This is a genomic window from Klebsiella sp. GW_Kp181, assembly GCF_040062315.1.
In the GTDB taxonomy this organism is placed as follows: domain Bacteria; phylum Pseudomonadota; class Gammaproteobacteria; order Enterobacterales; family Enterobacteriaceae; genus Klebsiella; species Klebsiella oxytoca.
The window spans coordinates 30,112-46,747 of sequence record NZ_JBEAFR010000076.1 but is presented as its reverse complement, the minus strand read 5'-3'; the positions used below and the strand labels follow the sequence as shown (position 1 = coordinate 46,747).

The window sequence follows — 16,636 nt, the reverse complement described above, 5'->3', positions numbered from 1 at the left end:
CTGTTATCGCCGCCGGGCCATTTTTCCCCCACGTGCCGCGGTCTATCCTCAATACATTCAAACGATGAACCTCATTCAAAACCGGAGAGTGTATGAAAGCGATCGCCATTACTCGCGCAGCGACCGAAGGCAGCAACATTCCTTTTTTAACCGACATCGAGCTGCCGCAGCCGGTTGCCGAGGGGCATGATCTGCTGGTTGAAGTGAAGGCCATTTCCGTCAACCCGGTGGATACCAAAGTCCGCGCCGGCTTTAACGCCGATACCCCGCGCGTGCTGGGCTGGGACGCGGTTGGCGTAGTTAAAGCCGTCGGCAGCGCGGTAACCCTGTTCGCCGCGGGCGATGAAGTGTGGTACGCCGGCGCGCTGGGCCGTCCGGGCAGCAACAGCGAGTTTCAGTTAGTGGACGAACGCATCGTCGCCCGCAAACCGCGTTCGTTGGATAACGCCGCCGCCGCCGCGCTGCCGCTCACCGCCATCACCGCATGGGAGCTGCTGTTCCACCGCCTTGGCGTAGAGGAAGGCGGCAACGCGGGCGACACGCTGCTGATCGTCGGCGCGGCGGGCGGCGTCGGTTCGATACTGACCCAGCTCGCCAGCAAGCTCACCGGTATGACGGTTATCGGCACCGCCTCGCGTCCGGAAAGCCAGAAATGGGTACGGGAAGCGGGCGCGCATCATGTTATCGATCACAGCAAACCGCTTGCTGAAGAGCTGGCGCGGATTGGCGTCAAAGCGGTAACCCACGTCGCCAGCCTGACCAATACCGACCAGCACTATCCGCAGCTGATCGCCGCTCTCGCACCGCAGGGCAAGCTGGCGCTAATCGACGATCCGCAAACCCTCGACGTGGTGCCGCTGAAGGCGAAAAGCATCTCCCTGCACTGGGAATTTATGTTTACCCGCTCAATGTTCGAAACGCCGGACATGATCGCCCAGTATCAGCTGCTGACCCGCGTGGCGGCGCTGATTGACGACAACACCATTAAGACCACCCTCGGCGAGCACTACGGCGCCATCACCGCCGCCAACCTGCAAAAAGCGCACGCGCAGCTGGAAACCGGGCGTTCGGTGGGCAAAATCGTGCTGGAGGGCTTTTAAGATGAGCGGCGAGGCGATTTCACTTCTCGCGGTGCTGACGGCGAAACCGGGCTACAACGACGCGCTGCGCCAGGCCCTGCGGGCGCTCCTGTTGCCCACGCGTCAGGAGCCGGGCAATCTTGATTACGCCCTGTTTCAGCTGCGCGATGCGCCGGATACGTTCTATATGCGCGAATCCTGGCGCAATCAGGAGGCTCTGGACGCGCATATCGCCCTGCCGCACTTCCAGGCTTTTATTGCGCAGATGGATAGCCTGCTTGCCGGGCCGCTGCGGCTGGATTATCTGACGCCCGTCGCGCCCTGATATTTTCTGCACTCCGTTTGCGGGGGTGAGCCCATCTTTAACCCTTTGAGCTCTCCCCCTCCCATCGCGCCTCAACCAGGCTACGCTTGATCCTGCCGCTCAAAAAACGCTCTCCCCCTCCGTTTTATTCAACGCCATTATGTAGAAGAGGTTTTGCTATGCAAATCAACGCTATTGGAACGAATTCGGCCAGCCAGCCGTTGGGGTCTATGGCCATCACCCGCCGCGAGCCGGGGCCGGATGATGTGCAGATCGCCATTGATTATTGCGGCGTCTGCCACTCGGATGTGCACCAGGCGCGCTCCGAGTGGGCAGGGACGCTCTATCCCTGCGTACCGGGTCATGAAATCGTCGGCCGGGTGACCGCCGTGGGCAGCCGCGTCTCCGGTCACGCCGTTGGCGATTTGGTGGGCGTCGGCTGTATGGTCGATAGCTGTAAAGAGTGCGAGGAGTGCCGGGACGGGCTGGAAAACTACTGTGATCATATGGTGCTCACCTATAACGGCCCGACGCAGGATGCGCCCGGCCACACGCTCGGCGGTTACTCCCAGCAGATCGTTGTTCATCAGCGCTACGTGCTGCGCATATCCCATCCCAAAGAACAGCTGGCCGCCGTCGCGCCGCTGCTGTGCGCGGGTATCACGACCTACTCGCCGCTTCGCCACTGGAACGTTGGGCCGGGCAAAAAAGTCGGCATCGTGGGCATCGGCGGGCTGGGGCATATGGGCATCAAGCTGGCCCACGCCATGGAGGCCCACGTGGTGGCCTTTACTACCTCGGAATCCAAGCGTGACGCGGCGCGAGAGCTGGGCGCGGACGAAGTGGTGGTCTCGCGCAACGAAAACGAAATGGCCGCCCATCTGAAAAGCTTCGACTTTATACTTAACACCGTGGCGGCGCCGCATAACCTCGATGCCTTCACCACCCTGCTCAAACGCGACGGCACCATGACGCTGGTGGGCGCGCCCGCTACGCCGCATCCCTCGCCGGAAGTGTTTAATCTGATCTTCCGCCGCCGGTCAATTGCCGGATCGATGATCGGCGGCATCCCGGAAACTCAGGAGATGCTCGATTTCTGCGCCGAGCACGGCATCGTCGCCGATATTGAGCTGATTCGCGGCGACCAGATTAACGAGGCCTGGGAGCGGATGATTAAAGGCGACGTGAAATACCGTTTCGTCATCGACAGCGCCACGCTCGGCGGCTAAGCCCGGCGACGAAAGGTGCGCCGCCACTCCACCGGGCTGACGCCAAAGCGCGCTTTAAACTGCTGACGCCAGGTTACGGCGGAGCGATAGCCCACTTCCTCCGCCACCTGCCCGACGGGTAAATCCCCGGCCTCCAGCAGGATCTGGCTGCGCCGCAGGCGCTCGGCGGCCAGCCAGTCGGCAATGCCCATACCGGTCGCTTTGGCGAAATGGCGGGTCAGGGTACGGCGGCTCATCGCCGCCACCTGCGCCAGCGAATCGAGATTATGCGATTCGCGGATATGCTGCTGAAGATACTCAAGCAGACCGTTTATCCGCGCGTCGCGGGTGTTTTTCGGTACCGGCTGAGCGATAAACTGCGCCTGTCCTCCCTCCCGGTGCGGCGGGACGATCATCCGCCGGGCGATCTGATTGGCGGCAAGGCTGCCGAAGCGCTGGCGAATGAGATACAGGCAGCAGTCGAGCGCCGCCGCGGTGCCCGCCGAGGTGATGATCCCCTCATCGTCAACGTACAGCGCGTTGATATCCAGCCGCACCTGCGGAAACAGGTGCTGAAAATCCTGCTCAAACTCCCAGTGGGTCGCCGCACGCCTGCCATCCAGCAGCCCGGCGTAGCCGAGCACAAACGCCCCGAGACACAGGCCGACGATCTGCGCACCGTTGTTACGCGCGCGAACCAGGCCGTCAAGCAGCGGCTGCGGTGGACGCTGATTCACCGCCCCCTAGTAAGGCACCACCACAATATCCGCCTGCTCCAGAGTGGAAAAATCGCCGCTGGCGTTCAGCGCAAAGCCGTCGCGAGCGTTCAGCAGCCCGGGGTGTTCGGCGCAAATATGCAGGTTAAAGCGTTTGGTTTCCGAGACCGTATCGCCAAACAGCATACAGGGCACCGAGTAGTGAAACGGACTAAACCCGTCCACCGCCACAATCGCCACTTCCGTCAGTTTCATCGCCCGCTCCGCTTCTAAAAGACCATACTTTCCCCATCCTGCGGGATGCTGACCGCCCCGGCAATCTGATTGTCAGCCACGTACTGGCGCAGCTCATCGCGGCTCAGCAGACAGTGGTTCACCGCTTCCATATGGCTGGCGACGATTTTGGCTTCCGGTAGGGTGAAGTGCGCCTTCAGCACATCCTCTTTGCCCATGATGATCGGCCCAAAACCGATGACGTGCGCATACCCGGCATTCAGCACCACCACCTCAGGGCGCAGCCTGAGCATGTCGGCTTCCACTTCATCGCGCCAGATAGAGTCCCCCACCAGCCACAGGGTTTTCTCCTGCGGATGGCGCAGCACCACGCCGCAGGCTTCGCCCAGGCGCTCGGCCATTGCCGGCACCGCATAGGTGCGGTCGCTGCCGTGCTGGCCCGAGGTGGTTTTTACCAGCGCAACGTCAGCAAACGCGCTGTCCTCAGAGAGCAGACGAATATCGCGAAAGCCCTGCCCGCGCAGTAGCTGTCCGTCGGCCTCATGCTGGACGTAAACCGGCAGGGTTTTGGGGATCGCGGCGATCGCCGCTTCGTCCCAGTGATCCTGATGGGTGTGGGTAACAATCACGGCATCCACGTCAACGATCGCTTCGATGGAAAAAGGCAGATCCACCAGCGGGTTACGCAATTCGCTGCGCGCGGTACCGGCAAAGCCCGCCCAGGCGCCTTTGGCAGAAAGCATCGGGTCAATGAGAAACTTTTTACCCGCATAATCAATAAGCTGGGTGGCATTACGCACATGGGTGATTTTCATGATGTTCATTCCTCTTCGCGGTCATCTGCTGAACATCGTACGTCCCACAAGCCTGGCGCAATATGGGCGTTTGGGCAATGAACGATGAAATCGGGCCAATCTGCGACGGTTGCCATCGCCGCCCGGCTATGGTGTGCTGAAGGCTCATTTTTCAGAAACAGTGGCGACGATGAAGAAGAAACTCACCTCCGACGACCTGCATGATGCCGAAGTTCTGGCGCATTGTCCGTGGTTCAGTATGCGCAAGGTTGGGATTGATATGGCGCCCGGCGATCGGCGGGATTTTTACTCTATTCACTACCCGCACCCGGCGGTAGGGATTGTGGCGATGCAGGATGACAAAGTGCTGCTGATTCGCCACTACCGTTACCTGATCGATCGGGTGGTATGGGCAATTCCTTCCGGCGGCGTCGATGAAGGCGAAGACCCGCGCGAGGCGGCCCTGCGGGAGCTGCGAGAAGAGACCGGCTGGCAGGCGCAGCACGCTGAAGAAATTATCCGCTATAACCCCTCCTACGGCAGCAGCGATCAGCTGTTTATTACCTGGCTGGCCCGCGATTTGGCCTGGGTGGGAATGGATGAAGACCAGGACGAAGTGATGGAAACGGGCTGGTTTACCCTCGAAGAGATAGGCCAGATGATCGCCCGCGGCGATATGCCGGACGGGCTATCGCTGGTGCCGCTGCTGCATCTGATGGCGCAGCGGCGTACCGGTTTAGCGTAGCGGCTTCAGCATTCGCCAGCGGAACCATAGCTGAGCGACGAGGATCAGCAGGCCGCCGATAATTTTCTGCAGCGGTAGCTGTTCGCCGTACCACAGCGCCGCGGCAATCACCGTCAGCAGCGGCTCCAGCACCATAATAATCGCCGCGCTGGCGACCGCCGCGTACTTCTGCCCCTTCATTTGCAGGCCGAAGCGCAGGCTGGTGGCGATAACGATACTGGCGAGCAGCCAGCCGAAGGTCGGCAGCGTAAACGGCTGATCCCAGCTTTCGACGGCGGCGGAGACCCCCAGTCCAACAATCCCGGTAATGCCGAGCTGCACGGTGGTCAGCGGGATTAGCGGCACCTCGCGGGCGCTTTTGCTGGTGTAGCAAAACCAGATCGACTGCACCAGCGCGGTCAGCAGAAACCAACCCTGGCTGGGGTGAAACGCAATCGGCATATGCAGGCTGAGCAAGCCGAGACCGACAACCGCTATCGGCAGGCACTCCCAGTAGGCCCGCGCCGGCCTCGCCTTCATCATCACCCAGGCGGTAAGCGGCACGAACAGCATCGACAGGCTCATGATAAACGCCCCTTCGCCCAGCGACGGGGTCGTCGATACCGAGTAGATCCACAGGCACAGGTTTAAGGCAAACCACAGACCGCTGATTATAATGCGCGGCCAGTGCTCCCTGCCGACGCGAAAGCCGCGGCAGAAAGGCAGCAGCAGCAGCGCGGCGAAGAAAAAGCGCAGACCGAGGAAAGCGAAAACCGGCATACCGGCAATCGCTTCCCGGGAAAAAATCCATCCGCAGGCGGCGATAACCGTCGCGGCTATGAGCAGCAAATCAGCCTGGCGTTGCCGGGTCATCGCCACGTCTCCTTGTGTGAGTGATTACCAGCCGGGCACCGCGCCGCCGTTAAAGATCGTCTCCGCCGCTTTCGCCACTTCCGGCGACTGGTAGGAGTGGATAAACGCTTTGACGTTTTCCGCGTCTTTGTTGTCTTCGCGGGTCACGATGATGTTCACATAGGGCGAGTTTTTATCTTCAATAAAGATACCGTCGCGCACCGGGGAAAGGCCCGTTTGCTGCAGGTAGGTGGTGCTGATGATCGCTACGTCGACCTTCGGGTCGTCGATAACGCGCGGCAGTTGCGCCCCTTCCAGCTCCATTATTTTCAGGTTATGCGGGTTGTCGGTGATATCGACCGCCGTCGGCAGCAGGCCGGTGCCCGCTTTGAGGGTAATCAGCTTTTCCTGCTGGAGCAGAAGCAGCGCGCGGCCCAGGTTGGTCGGGTCGTTCGGTATGGCAATCGTCGCGCCGTCTTTCAGCTCGGTGACGGATTTAATTTTGCGCGAGTAGCCTGCCATCGGGAAGACGAAGGTGTTGCCTACCGCTACCAGGTGATAGTTGTGGGCTTTATTATCCTGTTCGAGGAACGGGCGATGCTGGAAGACGTTGGCGTCCAGATCGCCGGCGTTGGTGGACTCATTGGGCAGCAGCGAGCCGCTAAAACCCACCAGCTCAACGTCGAGGCCATATTTCTCTTTGGCCACTTTCTTCGCCACTTCCGCCACATCCTGTTCCGCGCCGTTAATCACGCCGACTTTAATGTGTTTCGCATCGCTGCCCTTCTGGTCGCAGCCCGCCAGCAGCAGGCCCGCCAGCACCACGGCGGCGGCTGTCCGTAAACGCAATTTCATTGTTATCACCCCGTCAGTCCATAGAAGATCGTTATTATTTTTTCGTCTGAAACTATAACGACTTTGTGGGGAGGTTTTAAACGCAAAAACCGCAACCGGAAATAAAATCATCTTCCCCCTTTCTCCCGGGGGCGGCGCGATGCGCCTGCCCGGGCTACGGATTCACCGCCGGCTGCGATCGAGTAGCCCGGACAGGTGCGCAGCGCCGCCTCCGGGGATCTCTTCAACGGTGAGGCTCGTTCCGCAGAACAGCGCCTTACAGCCCCAGCTCACTCAGCCCCGGGTGATCGTCCGGACGACGGCCCTGGGGCCAGTGAAACAGACGCTCGCTTTCGGTTATCGGCAGATCGTTGATGCAGGCGTAGCGCGTCTGCATCAGGCCGTGCCGATCAAACTCCCAGTTTTCGTTGCCGTATGAACGAAACCAGTTGCCGCTGTCGTCGTGCCACTCATAGGCAAAGCGTACCGCAATACGATTATCGCTCCACGCCCACAGTTCCTTAATCAGCCGGTACTCCAGCTCTTTACGCCATTTGCGCTGCAGGAAGTCGATAATCTGCGTTCTGCCGTGAACAAATTCGCTGCGGTTACGCCATTCGCTATCGACGGTATAGGCCAGCGCGACCTTAGCGGCATCGCGGCTGTTCCAGCCATCTTCAGCGGCACGGACTTTTTGCGCAGCACTCTCGCGGGTGAACGGCGGCAGAGGCGGACGTTGTTCGGTCATCATGAATCTCCTGTATGAATACGCTGCTGCAGACGCTGATTTTCCCGCTCCAGCTCGTCAATGCGCTGTTGCAGCGTCTGGCTATACTCCGCCACCTGTCGGGCGGTGTAGCGCGGAGTAATATGCTGCGGGCAGTTCCAGTCAAAAGCCTGTAAGCGGAAACGATAAATGCGCTCAATCCGGGCCCGATAGTTCTCCGGCGCCACCCGCGCCAGCAGCTGCGGGTCGGCCTCCCCCGCCACTACCTCTACGGTGGCGTAGATTTTCAGCCTGGCACGCCGCGGGTAATCCATCAAAAACAGACAGGCTCGATTGCTGCCGCGCAGGTTGCCGGTGGTGATGTACTGGCGATTACCGGAAAAATCCGCCATCGCCAGGGTGGTTTCATCCAGCAGATGCAGAAAGCCCACCGGACCGCCGCGATGCTGAACATAGGGCCAGCCGGTTTGCGAAAGGGTGGCCAGATAGAAGCTGTCGCGGGTGACAATCATCGCCTCCTCGCTGGCGCCGAAGCGCTCACCCCGGCGCTGGCGATGCGGCGCCTGCCACAGCTCATCGCTGCCCATTTCATGCTGGACATCCATCACGTCCGGCGTCATGGCGATATCAAGAAATTCTGCTGGCATAGATCCTCCCGATGCGTTGCGGCGTAACTCATCATGGACTGTGCTGGCAGAAAAGATAATAGTGGGAATATGACAATCATCTTTCCGTAAAACGGGATAATTATGGACCGACTTAGCGCGATGGCGCTGCTGGTAAAAGTGACCGAACTCGGCAGCATGTCGGGGGCTGCGCGGGCGCTAAATATGCCCCTGACTACCGTCAGTCGCCAGATTGGCGAACTGGAAAATACCCTCGGCGTACGCCTGATGATCCGCACTACGCGCAAGCTGACGCTGACCGATGCCGGCGTCGATTATGTCGCCGCCGTGCGGCGCATTCTGGAAGAGGTAGAGCGCGCCGAGCGCCAGGCGGCGGGTGAATATCAGGAGCCAAAAGGCGAACTGGTTCTCTCAGCCCCAACCATGTTTGGACGCCTGCATGTTTTACCGATAGTCGCCCATTTTCTCGCTCGTTACCCGCAGATTCGCGTCCGTTTGCTGCTCAGCGACCGCAATGCCGACCTGGTGGGCGACCATATTGACTTAGCGGTACGTATCGGCCCGCTACCGGACAGCGGGATGGTGGCCACCCGGCTGGGCGAGATGCGCATCGTGACCTGCGCCCACCCGGCATTGTTGGAAAAATACGGCATACCACAACGCCCGCGCGAGCTGGCCGCGCTACCGATCATTGGTATTGAATCACCGATGCCTTACCGCGGCTGGCGCTTTCACGCCGAAGAGGCGGAGGACCGGCTGGTGGTGCTGCAGCCGGTGCTGTCACTGACCACGCCGGAGAGCGCCGCCGAGGCTGCCCGCCAGGGAGTCGGCGTGGCCCGACTGCTGCATTACCAGGCGATCGATGGCCTGGCCCGCGGCGAATTACGGATGATCCTGCAAGCGATGGAGCCGGAACCTGTGCCGGTGCACCTGCTGTACACCTCCCGGGATCTGGCTCCGCTCAAGCTGCGTAAATTTATCGATTTTGCCACACCGGCACTGCGCCAGGCGCTGTTACGTATTGCCGCCGCCGTCTAGCCTGCGGTGGTTTTTAACGGCGCTTCTTTCAGGAACCAGGAGAGCGCGAACGCTACCGCCATAATGCAGGCGGCCATCAGAAACGCCGCATGAATAGCGGACCCAAAGGCATCCAGGTAATCGAGGCGAATCTCCGCCGGAAGATTCTGCACCGCCGCCGGGTTCAGCGCCCTCGGCAGCTGCGCGCCTTCCGGCAGCAGGCGCTGGAGATTGCTTTGCAGCACATGCGTAAACACCGCTCCAAATAGCGCCACGCCGATGGAACCGCCAATCGATCGAAACAGCGTGACCCCGGAGGTCGCCACGCCGTACATCTGCGCGGGCATCGCGTTCTGCACCGCCAGCACCAGCACCTGCATCACCAGCCCCAGGCCCGCCCCCAGCACCCCGGTAAACAGGTACAACTGCCACATCGCGGAGTGAATAGTGATGCGCGTCAGCAGCACCATGCCGATGACCCCCAGCAGAGTGCCGATAATCGGAAAAAGGCGATACTTGCCGGTGCGGCTGATAATGCGCCCGCTGATGATTGACGTCAGCAGCAGGCCACCCATCAGCGGAATTAACTGCAGGCCCGCCTCGGTCGGCGTCGCCTCTTTGACCACCTGTAAATAGAGCGGCAGAAAGGTCACCGAGCCAAACAGCGCCATGCCGATAACAAAGCCAATCAGGCTGCACAGCAAAAAGCTGCGGTTGCGGAACAAGGAGAGCGGAATAATCGGCTCGCTGGCCAGCCGCTCTTCATGAATAAAGCCAACGATCCCGACCAGACCAAACGCCAGGATGCACCACAGCTGCGGGTCGCTCCACGCGCGGACGCTGCCGCCCTCGGAGGTAAACAGGATGATGCACAGCAGCGCCATGCTGAGATAGATCGCTCCCAGCCAGTCGATCTGATGCTGGCTGCGTTTGTTGCTGCTGTGAAAAACCGCACCGATCACCAGCAGCGCAAACAGCCCCAGCGGCAGGTTGATATAAAAAATCCACCGCCAGGAGGCGTGCTGCACCAGGAAGCCGCCAATTAACGGCCCGATGACCGTCGCCAGGCCAAAGACGCCGCCAAACAGTCCCTGATAGCGGCCGCGTCTGGCGGGAGGGATAACGTCAGCCACCGCCGCCATACTGATCACCATCAGGCCGCCGCCGCCCAGCCCCTGCAGGCTGCGCATCAGCACCAGTTGGGTCATATTTTGCGCCAGCCCGCAAAGAACGGAACCGGCAAGAAACAGTACAATCGCCACCTGCAGGACAATTTTGCGCCCGAACAGATCGCCAAATTTGCCATACAGCGGCACCGCGATGGTCGAACTCAGGATATAGGCGGTGACCACCCAGGAAAGCTTATCCAGCCCGCCAAGTTCACCGACGATGGTCGGCAGCGCGGTGGAGACGATGGTCTGATCCAGCGCCGAGAGCAGCATCACCAGCAGCAGGGCGCTGAAGAGCAGGCGGATCGAGGGTACCGCCGGTTGGGTGGCGACTTCAGATGTCATAGCATCACTCGCTTGAAATTAATTAAATGCATAATTAATATTTAGGGAAATGATGAATCTGGTCAAGGGATCGCCACAAGATGTCAGCACAAAAAGACAACGAAGCGCCGCGTCGTCCCGGTCGTCCGCGCGGGCAAAAATCCGGCTCCGCCAACCGCGAACAGCTGATGGATATTGCCCTGGCGCTGTTTGCACGCCACGGGATCGCCCGAATTTCGCTGAACGCCATTGCTAAAGAGGCGGGGGTGACGCCCGCGATGCTGCACTACTACTTCAGCTCGCGCGAAGCGCTGGTGGAAAAGCTGGTTGAAGAGCGCTTTATGCCGCTACGCAGCGAGATCGGACAGATTTTTGTCGCGCACGGCGACGATCCGGTCACCGCCTTTACGTTGCTCATTAAAACCCTGGCGACCATGGCGGAGAAAAACGCGTGGTTCGCGCCGCTGTGGATGCAAGAGATCATCGGCGAGATGCCGGTGCTGCGCCAGCATATGCACGCGCGTTTTGGCGATGAGAAGTATCATAAGATGCTGGAGACGGTGCGCCGCTGGCAGCGGGAGGGCAAGCTTAATCCGGCGCTCTCCCCGGAGCTGCTGTTTACCACTCTGATAAGCCTGGTGCTGGTGCCGTTCTCCCGCACCCACACCGATCCGCGGTTAAAATCGGTAGACCGGGAGATGATTGTCAGCCATGCCCTGGCGTTGACAGACAATGGCATCGGCGGCTAATTCCCCCCGGCTCGCGCTGCGCTTAGCCGGGCTACAGGTTTATAACCGTCTGCGGTTGAGTAGCGCGGATAAGCGCAGCCGCCATCCGGGGGATTTAACCCGGTTCACAGCCGTCTGCAATTGGGTAGCCCGGACAGGCGCACAGCGCCGCCTCCGGGATGGTCTCCTGAAGCCAGATTTACAAGACTTTCGATAAATAATGGCGCTGCATACCCGCGTGCGGAAAATCCGGCAGCGACATCTGCAGCTGATAGCCCAGCTTCTGATAAAACGGCAGCGCCTGAAAGCTGAACGTATCCACCAGCATATGGCTGCAGCCACGCGACCGCGCCTGAGATTCCGCTTCATACATCAGCTCGCTGCCCAGGCCGCTGCCGCGCGAAGCTTCGCTGACCCACAAATACTCAATGCACAGCCAGCTGCCTTTGCGTTTGGCAATCAACCCGCCGCGCATCGCGCCAGCTTCATCGCGTGAATAAACGCCCAGCTCGCCGAACTGAGCCGGGTCGAGAAAGCGCAAATTGTATTCCCGCAGGCCCGCCAGCAGCTCTTCTTGATCGGTAGGATTAATGTTCTCTGTTATTATTAATGCCATTGATTATCTCCATTTTTTATTTTTCACAGACCATTCACCACCCTACTTTCACAAAATATCCTTTTTTTCTCCATTATTTCCTGACTAAATTCCCTGCACTAAATTTTGTGTAAAAAATCTTCCCATCATTCGGTTCAGACGTATAATGGAAAAAATGAGAACGATCATTCTCATCATCTTAAACCATGGAGAAACCCGTGATAAATAGCCTGTAGCAGGCATGACTACTCGGTTCAGAGCCTGTAACCGCCGTCTGATGCCGTATTCGCCGCACAGGAAAATCTCGGAAAAACCGCGCAATCAATAGCGGTATTCACCGAGTTATTTACTGCAAACAGGAATATTTATTTCCCACTTTGTTATTTGTGCTTGCCCGGAGATGCATCATCGCCCGGCCCATCACCCCGCCAGTGAATTTGCGGGGCGGACGTCGTTCATCCTGAGAAAATATAATGAAATACACTATAGCCCCCATCGCAGCAGCATTATTTCTCCTTAGCGGGTGCGATAATGCGCAAACCTCCTCCCCGCAGCAGATGACGCCGGAAGTCGGCGTCGTCACTCTGCAGGGGCAACCTGTCCCGGTGGTAAGCAGCCTGACCGGACGCACCACCGCCTCGCTTAGCGCTGAAGTTCGCCCGCAGGTGGGCGGGATCGTGCAAAAACGCCTGTTTACCGAAGGCGATATGGTCAAAGCCGGACAGGCGCTGTACCAAATCGACCCGTCAAGCTATCGAGCAACGTTTAACGAAGCCGCCGCATCGCTGAAACAGGCCCAGGCGCTGGTGACCGCCGACTGTCAAAAAGCCCAGCGCTATGCGGTGCTGGTCAAAGATAACGGCGTCTCCCGTCAGGACGCCGATGACGCAATAGCGACCTGTAATCAGGATAAAGCCAGCGTCGAGTCGAAAAAAGCGGCGCTGGAAAGCGCGCGTATCAACCTGAACTGGACCACCGTGACCGCGCCGATTGCCGGGCGCATCGGGATCTCATCCGTCACGCCGGGGGCGCTGGTATCCGCCGATCAGGACACCGCGCTGGCGACGATCCGCGGCCTGGATACGATGTACGTCGATCTCACCCGATCCAGCGTCGATCTGCTGCGCCTGCGTAAGCAAAGCCTGGCGAGCAACAGCGATACGCTCAACGTGACCCTGACCCTTGAAGATGGCAGCACCTACAGCGAAAAAGGCCGCCTGGCGCTGACCGAAGTGGCGGTAGATGAATCGACCGGATCGGTCACGCTGCGCGCGGTCTTCCCCAATCCGCAGCATGTGCTACTGCCCGGTATGTTCGTTCGCGCCCGCATAGACGAAGGCATTATGAACGATGCGATCCTCGCCCCGCAGCAGGGCATCACCCGCGATGCCAAAGGCGATGCCACCGCGCTGGTGGTTGACGCTAATAACAAGGTTGAACAGCGCAGCGTGGAAACCGGCGAAACCTACGGCGACAAATGGCTCATCGTCAACGGCCTGAAGAGCGGCGACAGGTTGATTGTCGAAGGAACCGGCAAAGTGGCGCCGGGCCAGCAGGTCAAAGCCGCCGAAGTCAAAAATGACGGAGGCAACGCCTGATGTTCTCCCGTTTCTTCGTGCGACGCCCGGTCTTCGCCTGGGTTATCGCCATTCTGATTATGCTCGCCGGGATTCTGGCTATCCGCACCCTGCCGGTCGCCCAGTATCCTGACGTCGCGCCGCCGGCGATAAAAATCTCCGCCACCTACACCGGGGCCTCTGCGGAAACCCTGGAAAACAGCGTCACCCAGGTGATTGAGCAGCAGCTCACCGGACTGGATAACCTGCTCTACTTTACATCCACCAGCAGCTCCGACGGCTCGGTCAGCATTACCGTCACGTTCGAGCAGGGTACCGATCCGGATACCGCCCAGGTTCAAGTGCAGAACAAAGTGCAGCAGGCGGAATCCCGTCTGCCGAGCGAAGTTCAGCAGTCTGGCGTAACGGTGGAGAAATCGCAGAGCAGCTTCCTGCTGATCCTCGCGGTGTATGACAAAAACAACAAAGCCACCAGCTCCGATATCTCCGACTGGCTGGTCAGCAACATGCAGGATCCGATGGCGCGTATAGAAGGCGTCGGCAGTCTGCAGGTGTTCGGCGCCGAATACGCCATGCGCATCTGGATGGACCCGACCAAACTGGCCTCCTATTCGCTGATGCCATCCGATGTGCAATCGGCTATAGAGGCGCAGAACGTACAGGTGTCCGCCGGTAAAATCGGCGCGCTACCCGCCTCCAACGCGCAGCAGCTCACCGCCACGGTACGCGCTCAGTCGCGGCTGCAAACCGTCGCCCAGTTCAAAGAGATTATCGTCAAGAGCAAGAGCGACGGTTCGGTGGTGCGCCTGAGCGACGTCGCCCGCGTTGAAATGGGCAGCGAAGATTACACCGCTTCCGCCAATCTTAACGGCCATCCGGCTGCGGGGATCGCGGTAATGATGGCGCCGGGCGCTAACGCCCTGAATACCGCGACGCTGGTAAAAAACAAGATTGCCGAGTTCCAGCGCCAGATGCCGCAGGGCTACGATATCGCTTACCCGAAAGACAGCACCGAGTTCATCAAAATCTCGGTGGAGGATGTGATTCAGACGCTATTCGAGGCGATAATCCTCGTGGTCTGCGTGATGTATCTGTTCCTGCAAAACTTCCGCGCCACGCTGATCCCGGCGGTGGCGGTTCCGGTCGTACTGCTGGGCACCTTCGGCGTGCTGGCGCTGTTCGGCTACTCGATCAACACCCTGACGCTATTTGCGATGGTGCTGGCGATAGGCTTGCTGGTGGATGACGCCATCGTGGTGGTGGAAAACGTCGAGCGTATCATGCGCGACGAGGGGCTGCCCGCCCGCGAAGCCACCGAAAAATCGATGGGTGAAATCTCCGGCGCGCTGATCGCCATTGCCCTGGTGCTCTCGGCGGTATTTCTGCCGATGGCCTTCTTCGGCGGCTCAACCGGGGTGATTTATCGCCAGTTTTCAGTGACCATTATCTCGGCGATGATGCTCTCGGTAGTGGTCGCCTTAACCTTAACCCCGGCGCTGTGCGGCGCGCTGCTGAGCCATTCGAAACCGCATACCAAAGGTTTCTTCGGCGCCTTTAACCGCCTGTGGGGACGCACCGAGCAGGGCTATCAGCATCGTGTTGTCGGCGGCCTGCGTCGCTCGGCGATGATGATGGGCGCTTTTGCCCTGATTTGCGGCGGCATGGCGCTGGCGATGTGGAAATTGCCGGGCAGCTTCCTGCCGACGGAGGATCAGGGCGAAATCATGGTCCAGTACACGCTGCCCGCCGGAGCAACGGCGGTACGCACCGCCGAGGTTCGCCGCCAGGTCACCGACTGGTTCCTGACAAAAGAGAAAGCCAATACCGACGTGATCTTTACCGTTGACGGCTTTAGCTTTAGCGGCAGCGGACAAAACGCCGGGATGGCCTTCGTGTCGCTGAAAAACTGGTCCGAACGTAAAGGCGAAGAAAATACCGCTCAGGCCATCGCCCTGCGCGCCACCAAAGAGCTCGGCAGCATTCGCGACGCCACCCTGTTCGCCATGACCCCGCCGTCGGTAGATGGACTGGGGCAGAGTAACGGTTTCACCTTCGAACTGATGGCCAGCGGCGGCACCGATCGCGACAGTCTGATGAAAATGCGCAGCCAGCTGTTGGCCGCGGCGAATCAAAGTTCCGAGCTGCAGTCGGTACGCGCCAACGATTTGCCGCAAATGCCGCAGCTGCAGGTGGATATCGATAATAACAAAGCCGTGTCGCTCGGGCTGTCGTTAAGCGATGTCACCGATACTCTTTCCAGCGCCTGGGGGGGGACCTACGTTAACGACTTTATCGATCGCGGTCGCGTGAAGAAGGTCTATATCCAGGGCGAAAGCGACGCCCGCGCCGTGCCGTCCGACCTCGGTAAATGGTTCGTACGCGGCAGCGATGACAGCATGACGCCGTTCTCCGCCTTCGCCACCACCCGCTGGCAATACGGCCCGGAGAGCCTGGTGCGCTACAACGGCTCCGCCGCCTTTGAAATCCAGGGCGAAAACGCCAGCGGCTTCAGCTCCGGCGCGGCAATGGACAAGATGGAAGCCCTGGCCAATGACCTGCCGGCCGGTACCACCTGGGCATGGAGCGGCATGTCGCTGCAGGAAAAACTCGCCAGCGGCCAGGCGATGAGCCTCTACGCCATCTCGATTCTGGTGGTCTTCCTGTGCCTCGCGGCGCTGTATGAGAGCTGGTCGGTACCGTTCTCGGTGATCATGGTGATCCCGCTTGGGCTGCTCGGCGCGGCGCTGGCGGCATGGATGCGCGGTCTGAACAATGACGTTTACTTCCAGGTGGCGCTGTTAACCACTATCGGCCTGTCGTCGAAGAACGCCATCCTGATCGTCGAATTCGCCGAATCGGCGGTGGAAGAGGGCTATTCCCTGTCGCGTGCCGCCATGCGCGCCGCGCAGACCCGCCTACGACCTATTGTGATGACCTCGCTGGCGTTTATTGCCGGGGTGCTGCCGCTGGCGATCGCCACCGGAGCCGGGGCCAACAGCCGCGTGGCGATCGGTACCGGGATTATCGGCGGAACCCTGACCGCGACGCTGCTGGCGGTGTTCTTCGTGCCGCTGTTCTTTGTGCTGGTGAAACGCTTCTTCACCCGCCATCGTTCTTCTCAGGAGTAA

Annotated in this window: 15 protein-coding genes and 1 pseudogene; 8 read left to right on the top strand and 8 right to left on the bottom strand. The window is 59.8% G+C overall.

All coding sequences use genetic code 11. The features are described 5' to 3' along the window. The first annotated feature begins 92 nt into the window (after positions 1-92). The 3 genes from ABLV11_RS20125 to ABLV11_RS20115 all read left to right on the top strand — a co-directional run bounded on the left by ABLV11_RS20125 (position 93) and on the right by ABLV11_RS20115 (position 2,612). On the top strand, positions 93-1,100 hold the full coding sequence (locus ABLV11_RS20125; RefSeq protein ID WP_126487985.1) for a zinc-binding alcohol dehydrogenase family protein: 1,008 nt from the start codon (positions 93-95) through the stop codon (positions 1,098-1,100). A gap of 1 nt (position 1,101) precedes the next feature. After that, on the top strand, positions 1,102-1,404 hold the full coding sequence (locus ABLV11_RS20120; RefSeq protein WP_023321791.1) for a putative quinol monooxygenase: 303 nt from the start codon (positions 1,102-1,104) through the stop codon (positions 1,402-1,404). A 158-nt stretch (positions 1,405-1,562) separates the two neighbouring features. Then, a complete protein-coding gene (locus tag ABLV11_RS20115) occupies positions 1,563-2,612 on the top strand; it encodes an NAD(P)-dependent alcohol dehydrogenase (RefSeq protein WP_064372365.1) in 1,050 nt (349 codons plus the stop codon). Here ABLV11_RS20115 and ABLV11_RS20110 read toward each other — a convergent pair. Beyond that, positions 2,609-3,562: pseudogene (locus ABLV11_RS20110) on the bottom strand (helix-turn-helix domain-containing protein). The gene ABLV11_RS20115 and the pseudogene ABLV11_RS20110 overlap by 4 nt on opposite strands. A 14-nt stretch (positions 3,563-3,576) precedes the next feature. Next, on the bottom strand, positions 3,577-4,356 hold the full coding sequence (locus ABLV11_RS20105; protein WP_126487981.1) for an MBL fold metallo-hydrolase: 780 nt from the start codon (positions 4,354-4,356) through the stop codon (positions 3,577-3,579). 169 nt (positions 4,357-4,525) lie between these two features. On the opposite strand from ABLV11_RS20105, the gene ABLV11_RS20100 reads away from it, so the two are divergent. Beyond that, entirely contained in the window at positions 4,526-5,080 is a 555-nt protein-coding gene (locus ABLV11_RS20100; protein WP_004116525.1) for an NUDIX hydrolase, read from the top strand. Here the strand turns inward: ABLV11_RS20100 and ABLV11_RS20095 are convergent. The 4 genes from ABLV11_RS20095 to ABLV11_RS20080 form a co-directional block, all read right to left on the bottom strand. Continuing rightward, entirely contained in the window at positions 5,072-5,932 is an 861-nt protein-coding gene (locus tag ABLV11_RS20095) for a DMT family transporter (RefSeq protein WP_004116528.1), read from the bottom strand. The genes ABLV11_RS20100 and ABLV11_RS20095 overlap by 9 nt on opposite strands. Positions 5,933-5,956: 24 nt before the next feature. Continuing rightward, entirely contained in the window at positions 5,957-6,766 is an 810-nt protein-coding gene (nlpA, locus tag ABLV11_RS20090; RefSeq protein ID WP_017145214.1) for a lipoprotein NlpA, read from the bottom strand. Between the two features lie 256 nt (positions 6,767-7,022). Further along, positions 7,023-7,493, bottom strand: coding sequence for a nuclear transport factor 2 family protein (locus tag ABLV11_RS20085; RefSeq protein WP_126489671.1), 471 nt, complete (start codon positions 7,491-7,493; stop codon positions 7,023-7,025). Continuing rightward, on the bottom strand, positions 7,493-8,119 hold the full coding sequence (locus tag ABLV11_RS20080; protein ID WP_126487978.1) for a pyridoxamine 5'-phosphate oxidase family protein: 627 nt from the start codon (positions 8,117-8,119) through the stop codon (positions 7,493-7,495). The genes ABLV11_RS20085 and ABLV11_RS20080 overlap by 1 nt, the downstream gene beginning before the upstream one ends. 102 nt (positions 8,120-8,221) lie before the next feature. Between ABLV11_RS20080 and ABLV11_RS20075 the strand changes: the two genes are divergently transcribed. Further along, positions 8,222-9,136: a LysR family transcriptional regulator gene (locus ABLV11_RS20075; RefSeq protein WP_126487975.1), complete on the top strand. Its 915-nt coding sequence runs from the start codon at positions 8,222-8,224 to the stop codon at positions 9,134-9,136. Here the strand turns inward: ABLV11_RS20075 and ABLV11_RS20070 are convergent. Continuing rightward, positions 9,133-10,629, bottom strand: a complete 1,497-nt coding sequence (locus tag ABLV11_RS20070; RefSeq protein ID WP_126487972.1) for an MDR family MFS transporter — start codon at positions 10,627-10,629, stop codon at positions 9,133-9,135. The genes ABLV11_RS20075 and ABLV11_RS20070 overlap by 4 nt on opposite strands. A gap of 80 nt (positions 10,630-10,709) precedes the next feature. On the opposite strand from ABLV11_RS20070, the gene ABLV11_RS20065 reads away from it, so the two are divergent. Further along, positions 10,710-11,357: a TetR/AcrR family transcriptional regulator gene (locus ABLV11_RS20065; RefSeq protein ID WP_004107023.1), complete on the top strand. Its 648-nt coding sequence runs from the start codon at positions 10,710-10,712 to the stop codon at positions 11,355-11,357. Between the two features lie 178 nt (positions 11,358-11,535). On the opposite strand, the gene ABLV11_RS20060 is transcribed toward ABLV11_RS20065, so the two are convergent. Beyond that, positions 11,536-11,952, bottom strand: a complete 417-nt coding sequence (locus tag ABLV11_RS20060) for a GNAT family N-acetyltransferase (protein ID WP_004107025.1) — start codon at positions 11,950-11,952, stop codon at positions 11,536-11,538. Positions 11,953-12,404: 452 nt separating this feature from the next. On the opposite strand from ABLV11_RS20060, the gene ABLV11_RS20055 reads away from it, so the two are divergent. Together ABLV11_RS20055 and eefB are read left to right on the top strand one after the other, a co-directional pair. Beyond that, positions 12,405-13,529, top strand: a complete 1,125-nt coding sequence (locus tag ABLV11_RS20055; RefSeq protein WP_004107028.1) for an efflux RND transporter periplasmic adaptor subunit — start codon at positions 12,405-12,407, stop codon at positions 13,527-13,529. Continuing rightward, entirely contained in the window at positions 13,529-16,636 is a 3,108-nt protein-coding gene (eefB, locus tag ABLV11_RS20050) for a multidrug efflux RND transporter permease subunit EefB (RefSeq protein WP_049121404.1), read from the top strand. The genes ABLV11_RS20055 and eefB overlap by 1 nt, the downstream gene beginning before the upstream one ends.

Bases quoted from the DNA above. Each gene is read 5' to 3' on its own strand.
- ABLV11_RS20115 (WP_064372365.1), top strand. From the start codon at position 1,563: ATGCAAATCAACGCTATTGGAACGAATTCGGCCAGCCAGCCGTTGGGG.
- ABLV11_RS20120 (WP_023321791.1), top strand. From the start codon at position 1,102: ATGAGCGGCGAGGCGATTTCACTTCTCGCGGTGCTGACGGCGAAACCG.
- ABLV11_RS20080 (WP_126487978.1), bottom strand. From the start codon at position 8,119: ATGCCAGCAGAATTTCTTGATATCGCCATGACGCCGGACGTGATGGAT.
- ABLV11_RS20060 (WP_004107025.1), bottom strand. From the start codon at position 11,952: ATGGCATTAATAATAACAGAGAACATTAATCCTACCGATCAAGAAGAG.
- eefB (WP_049121404.1), top strand. From the start codon at position 13,529: ATGTTCTCCCGTTTCTTCGTGCGACGCCCGGTCTTCGCCTGGGTTATC.
- ABLV11_RS20125 (WP_126487985.1), top strand. From the start codon at position 93: ATGAAAGCGATCGCCATTACTCGCGCAGCGACCGAAGGCAGCAACATT.
- ABLV11_RS20055 (WP_004107028.1), top strand. From the start codon at position 12,405: ATGAAATACACTATAGCCCCCATCGCAGCAGCATTATTTCTCCTTAGC.
- ABLV11_RS20085 (WP_126489671.1), bottom strand. From the start codon at position 7,493: ATGACCGAACAACGTCCGCCTCTGCCGCCGTTCACCCGCGAGAGTGCT.
- ABLV11_RS20075 (WP_126487975.1), top strand. From the start codon at position 8,222: ATGGACCGACTTAGCGCGATGGCGCTGCTGGTAAAAGTGACCGAACTC.
- ABLV11_RS20095 (WP_004116528.1), bottom strand. From the start codon at position 5,932: ATGACCCGGCAACGCCAGGCTGATTTGCTGCTCATAGCCGCGACGGTT.
- ABLV11_RS20070 (WP_126487972.1), bottom strand. From the start codon at position 10,629: ATGACATCTGAAGTCGCCACCCAACCGGCGGTACCCTCGATCCGCCTG.
- ABLV11_RS20100 (WP_004116525.1), top strand. From the start codon at position 4,526: ATGAAGAAGAAACTCACCTCCGACGACCTGCATGATGCCGAAGTTCTG.
- ABLV11_RS20065 (WP_004107023.1), top strand. From the start codon at position 10,710: ATGTCAGCACAAAAAGACAACGAAGCGCCGCGTCGTCCCGGTCGTCCG.
- nlpA (WP_017145214.1), bottom strand. From the start codon at position 6,766: ATGAAATTGCGTTTACGGACAGCCGCCGCCGTGGTGCTGGCGGGCCTG.
- ABLV11_RS20105 (WP_126487981.1), bottom strand. From the start codon at position 4,356: ATGAAAATCACCCATGTGCGTAATGCCACCCAGCTTATTGATTATGCG.